At 41.9% G+C, this 4,970-nt stretch carries 5 protein-coding genes; 2 read left to right on the forward strand and 3 right to left on the reverse strand.

Features of this window, described 5'->3' with window-relative positions; translation table 11 throughout:
- The 3 genes from PHR02_RS12905 to PHR02_RS12915 form a co-directional block, all read right to left on the reverse strand.
- Positions 1 to 425: hypothetical protein (locus PHR02_RS12905; protein WP_299992629.1), on the reverse strand; the 425-nt coding region annotated here is incomplete at its 3' end.
- 76 nt (positions 426 to 501) lie between these two features.
- The gene (locus PHR02_RS12910) at positions 502 to 1,200 is read right to left on the reverse strand and encodes a TonB family protein (RefSeq protein WP_299992631.1); all 699 of its coding nucleotides are present in this window, start codon (positions 1,198 to 1,200) and stop codon (positions 502 to 504) included.
- Positions 1,197 to 1,844: a sulfite exporter TauE/SafE family protein gene (locus tag PHR02_RS12915; RefSeq protein ID WP_299992633.1), complete on the reverse strand. Its 648-nt coding sequence runs from the start codon at positions 1,842 to 1,844 to the stop codon at positions 1,197 to 1,199. The genes PHR02_RS12910 and PHR02_RS12915 overlap by 4 nt, the downstream gene beginning before the upstream one ends.
- A 158-nt stretch (positions 1,845 to 2,002) precedes the next feature.
- On the opposite strand from PHR02_RS12915, the gene PHR02_RS12920 reads away from it, so the two are divergent.
- Together PHR02_RS12920 and PHR02_RS12925 are read left to right on the forward strand one after the other, a co-directional pair.
- Positions 2,003 to 4,210: a TonB-dependent receptor gene (locus PHR02_RS12920; RefSeq protein WP_299992635.1), complete on the forward strand. Its 2,208-nt coding sequence runs from the start codon at positions 2,003 to 2,005 to the stop codon at positions 4,208 to 4,210.
- An 11-nt stretch (positions 4,211 to 4,221) separates the two neighbouring features.
- On the forward strand, positions 4,222 to 4,970 hold a 749-nt coding region (locus PHR02_RS12925; protein ID WP_299992637.1), incomplete at its 3' end, for a hypothetical protein.

Genomic DNA, 4,970 nt, shown 5'->3' on the forward strand with positions numbered 1-4,970 from the left:
AGAGGATTAGAGGTGGTGTCTCGCAGAACATTGATCGGTTCAAGATTCCAGTACCCTATAGGGGTTATTTGTTTCCCGAAACGAAAATTAAAGGCATCGGACAACCAAACGTCCCCATATAATCGCTCAATATGAAATTTTTGACTTCCATCCTCGCTGCCATCGGTCAAATTTTTATGATAGAAACCTACTGCTTCCAACTCTGCCAAATAGGAAAAATTGGATCCAATGTTGCCATATGCCATAACCGCAACATCATCGATGGTAAAGCCATCAGATTGTTCATTGGATTCAAATTCAGAAGAGATATAGCCGCCGGCAGTTAATGAATCATGGAGTGTGTACCCATGACCAAACTCATAGCTATCAGCATAGATCGATGAGGTTAAGGCGACGAAATAAAGGGATAAAAATCTTAGGTACACGCAAAATCCTCAAATGACTAGATCTATTCAAATAGTTAATATCGTAGCATAAAGTCAACTAAGATTTGCTTGTAATTTAACTGTTTAATTTGAATTCTAACGTCAAGTCTATCTCCATGGGAAGGCTGTCGGTTAGATTTTTCGGGATATCGATTCCAGATGCCGCGTTTACCGCTGCAATTGCGGCATTATGGAATATCCCCTCTCCTCGCTGAACCGATACACCGTTGATTTCTCCATTGGATGAGAGGGTAAAATGGACGCCAATTTCGCCCTCCATCCCTCTGCGTCGTGCGGCGCTCGGGTAGCGTAGATTGCGTTGGATCGTGTTTCTTAGAGAGCTAAAAAAAGCCCGTTTTTCAGAAGCCGTATCTATTTTTGGTTTAGATGCTATAGCGGCGGGAGCTGGAATAGCTTGGAGCGTATGTTGGACTGGCTGTGGTGTTGATACAACTGGTTGCGGTGCTATAGCAGGTGTTGTGGTAGGTGTTGGTTGTGTTTGTACACTCTTCGTAACTGTTGGGATAATCGGCTGAGATTTTATTGGTTTTAGGGCTGGTTGCTGGGGGGTAACTACCGGTATCGGTTCGGAGATTTGCGGTTGTTTTGGCATAGATGTAGACGGAGACAAAGAGACCAGCATCATGTGTTTGGTTTCAATTTTCATCATTGGGGGCGGGGTACGCATTTGGACGAGAGCAAAAAAAGCCAATGACCCCATTAGGGCATGAAAAGCAAGTGAAACGAGAAATGATTTGCGTGCAGTTGTCATCATAGGTGTATCCATCCTGTAAATATGGCGATACCGACCCCTGCGAGGAGAATCGGTGCGGCGTGTTGGAGAAAATTTCGATAACGGGAGAGGTGAGCCAAACTCTCTTTAAGAATCTGAGTCAAAACGACCGAGAAAAAGAGAAACCACAAAAGTGTTGCTCCAAGACCGAATGTAAATCCATACGCTATTGCCCATAAAAGCGAATGGGATGTGGCACTGAGAGTCATCATGGTGATGACGGGGGCGCAAAGAGACATAGATAAAAGGGCTCCGGTGATAAAGAGAGGAATTTTCCCTTGGGGCTCTTGGTGTGAGGTGGTGCAGCACGAAGAGGAGGCTTTGAGTGAAAACCATAGCCGCCCCGCGAGAATGAGGGTAACACTCCCGAGCAAGTATCCCATGAGAGCCGTATCACTGATAATCGTTTTAACCATACTGGCACCTGCATAGGCGACGAGGGATAGGAAAATATAGCCGCTTATCCGTCCTAAACTGATAGGGAGTAAAACGTTTAAACTTTGTTGACGTGTTGTGCTATTGGCTAAAAGGATCGGCGATAACAGCGGCATACAGGTGAGCATGCACGCGGTTGCTCCATAGGAGAGAGCGACGATGAAAAGGGAGAGGAGAAGTGTTATTTCCAATGCCTATTTCCTTAAGGTGTCTTTTTAGTTAAAAAACTAAGTTCAAATTGAATTATGAATTAAAAGTGTTACATTAGTGTTAATTTTATTTTTTTATTTAACACTAATGTAACACTTCTTTGAAACAATTACGCTTGATAAATCTTTAAGGAAATTGAATGAAGTGTATTAAATTATCTATTACAGCAGTAATAGCATTGTATGGATCAATTGCGACGGCTGAAATAGTCGATTTGGGAAATGTATCAGTTACGGCAACAAAAACTGAGCAAGCATTATCCGATTCTCCTGCATCGGTTACGGTTATTTCAAATGAAGAATTAAAACAGAGAAACGTATCTCGTGTGAGTGACGCGTTACAGATGGTTCCGGGTCTTAGTATGGGGACTCCGATGAACGGTCAAATGAGTCAAGGGACTGTGGCAGGAAGTTTTACACTACGAGGTATGAATTCATCACGAACAGCAGTGTTAGTTGATGGGGTTCCATTGGTCGATGGATTTTCAAGTAAAGTCGATTTTAGAACTATATTGACGGATGATGTGGAACGTATCGAAGTCGTTCCGGGCGCATTTTCTTCGTTATATGGGAGTAATGCTATCGGGGGGGTTATCAATATCATTACAAAAAAATCGAATAAACCTGAAACAACCGTACGATATAAAAGAGGTTTTGGAGATGCGGCAGGGAACGATTTCGCACTGTATCACCGCAATCATTATGAAAATGGAATAGGTGTAACACTTGGACTCAGCCGAGAAGATCGTGACGGATATGTGAATGAGTTCGTTGTAAAAACTCCTGGTACAACTGCTGGAACAACACCTGTTACGGGTGGTATACCGACAACAACTCCAGCCGGAGCTTCTGCCTATACTCTTGGGGATAAAGGTGAAATGGCATGGACACAAAACAATGCCACATTAAAACTGACTTACGATTTAGATTCTAAATCGAAACTCTACGGAGGAATCAATTACAACGTTTATAAAACCGATCAAGGCGACTTTCACTCTTATCTATATGATGCCAGTGGTAATAATATCACCAATAATACCAGTATGAGTATTGACGGTAGCAATAAGATTAGTCTGGCAGAGACCGATTTTGCCAATACCTCTCCTTTGGAACAGGGAAGTACACGTTTTTTTGTAGGATACGACGGTGAAATCAATGGTAAATATAAGACGAAATTTGAGATAGCAAAAGCTAGAATCAGTAATCAATACACCGAAAAAGGGACGGGTGCTACGTTTTATTCCGGTTTGGGAACGAAGAAGGAAAATCCGAGTGAAGCGTTGGATGTTTTAATCCAAACCGCATTTGAATTGAGTGATATGAATTACATCACTGTCGGATTGAATCAACGAAATACCGAGTTAGATCGCAAAGTTTATAATCTCACAAATTGGAGAGATGAAGATTCAGTAACAGGGTCTGCTACGGAAGGAGCCTACGGCGAATCAGCAACAAGTTCAATATTTCTCCAAGATGAGATCGCATTAAGCGATACATTTACCGTTTATGTTGGCGGACGTTATGACCGCTGGAAAACCGAAGGAAATAACTTTAAAATCGGAACGGGTGCTTACAACAACACATTTGAAGAGCGAACAGACAGTGCCTTTAGTCCAAAATTATCGGTGGTCTATTTGCCGATAGAGGATATTACGCTGCGTGCGTCTGCCGGAAAATCATTTCGCGCACCGGATAATTATGAATTATACGGGACACTCTACTGTTGCAGTAAATATTATCAAAGCAATCCGAATCTGAAACCTGAAGTTGCAACGACGTATGAAATAGGGGGTGAATGGAGAGCTACTACGGATCTTAAAACGGGCGTTTCACTCTACCAAACCACGCTGAAAGATATGATCTATGGAAAAACTATTGATGCGACTCACATTGAAAAAGCGAATGCAGGTGAAGCGCGTGTTCGAGGTATTGAACTTACTGCCAATGCGAATTTAACATCATGGCTAAATCTTGATTTATCATACTCTTATATCGATTCTGAAGTGCTAAAAAATGAAGCTGACCCTACTACGGTAGGGAATAAACTAGCACAAACTCCGACACGAATGTGGAGTGGGGCACTTTCGGCGAAATATGGAGATTGGTCGGGATTGGTAGAAACAAAATATTCTGATGAAGTATTCTCGACAGAGTCAAACGCTGCGGATGTCGGAGGGGTATTCGGAAGTTATGATGCCTATTGGATGACGAACGTGAAAGCTGATTATGCAATTAACAAAGGGCTTAAAATTTCCCTTTCCGTGAACAATCTGACGGATGAAACAGTCTATCAATATTCATTATTGCCGGGTAGAAACGTTACCGCTGAACTGATTATGACCTTTTGATGGATCATAATATGTTAAAAAAGAGTATTTATTTACTGTTAATTGTATGTGTTTCAGTGCTTTCTGCTGAAACACTCTGGCTCGACGAAGCCAAAAAGAAAAAATGCTGTGAAGCGAAGCTGGGATCAACCCCTCAAAAAGAGTTGTCTGTCAAATCGGGCACTCTTCAGGAAAATGAAAAACTCAAAAGTTTGAGTGGTTCGGTGTTGTATATCCGCGACATGGACGGCAAGATTGAAGAGCACAATCTTTCAGGCTCAAAAATTAGCTTCACTCCTCAATACAAAGGTAATTATCACCTCTTTTTAAAACATCAAGAGGTTGTGGATGGTGTTCTCAATGTTCAACTCTCATCTCATCGCATGTATAACAAAGAGGGGAACCTTTCGTGTTCATGGACGAAAGAAGTACGCGGGAAAACCTCCGATTCACGCTATTTGAGTGAACCGCTTTCGCAACTGCCGTTTCAACTGATGATGGAAAAACCTATTCATAAACATCATGTTAATTGTTGCTTATATGTCGGCGATATTATTCCTCTAAAAGTTTATTACAAAGGGGAGTTGTTAAAAAATATCCCTATTGTTGCGGAATTGGAAAGTGGTTGGGTAAACACTATCAAGCCAAACGATGAGGGTGTCGTGATGGTAGAGATTCCTAAGAGTACCTATGAGCAAGAGAAAGGGGATAAAAAACGCTCTGAAAAACTTCTCATTAGCGCGATGTATGATGTTAATGAATCGGGTGTGTATGATGGGAA

Origin of the sequence: Sulfuricurvum sp., from assembly GCF_028688295.1 — a bacterium.
Lineage (GTDB): Bacteria > Campylobacterota > Campylobacteria > Campylobacterales > Sulfurimonadaceae > Sulfuricurvum.

What these genes read in the sequence shown, in the direction of transcription:
- PHR02_RS12910 (WP_299992631.1), bottom strand. Translation starts at nt 1,200, where the DNA reads ATGATGACAACTGCACGCAAATCATTTCTCGTTTCACTTGCTTTTCAT.
- PHR02_RS12920 (WP_299992635.1), top strand. Translation starts at nt 2,003, where the DNA reads ATGAAGTGTATTAAATTATCTATTACAGCAGTAATAGCATTGTATGGA.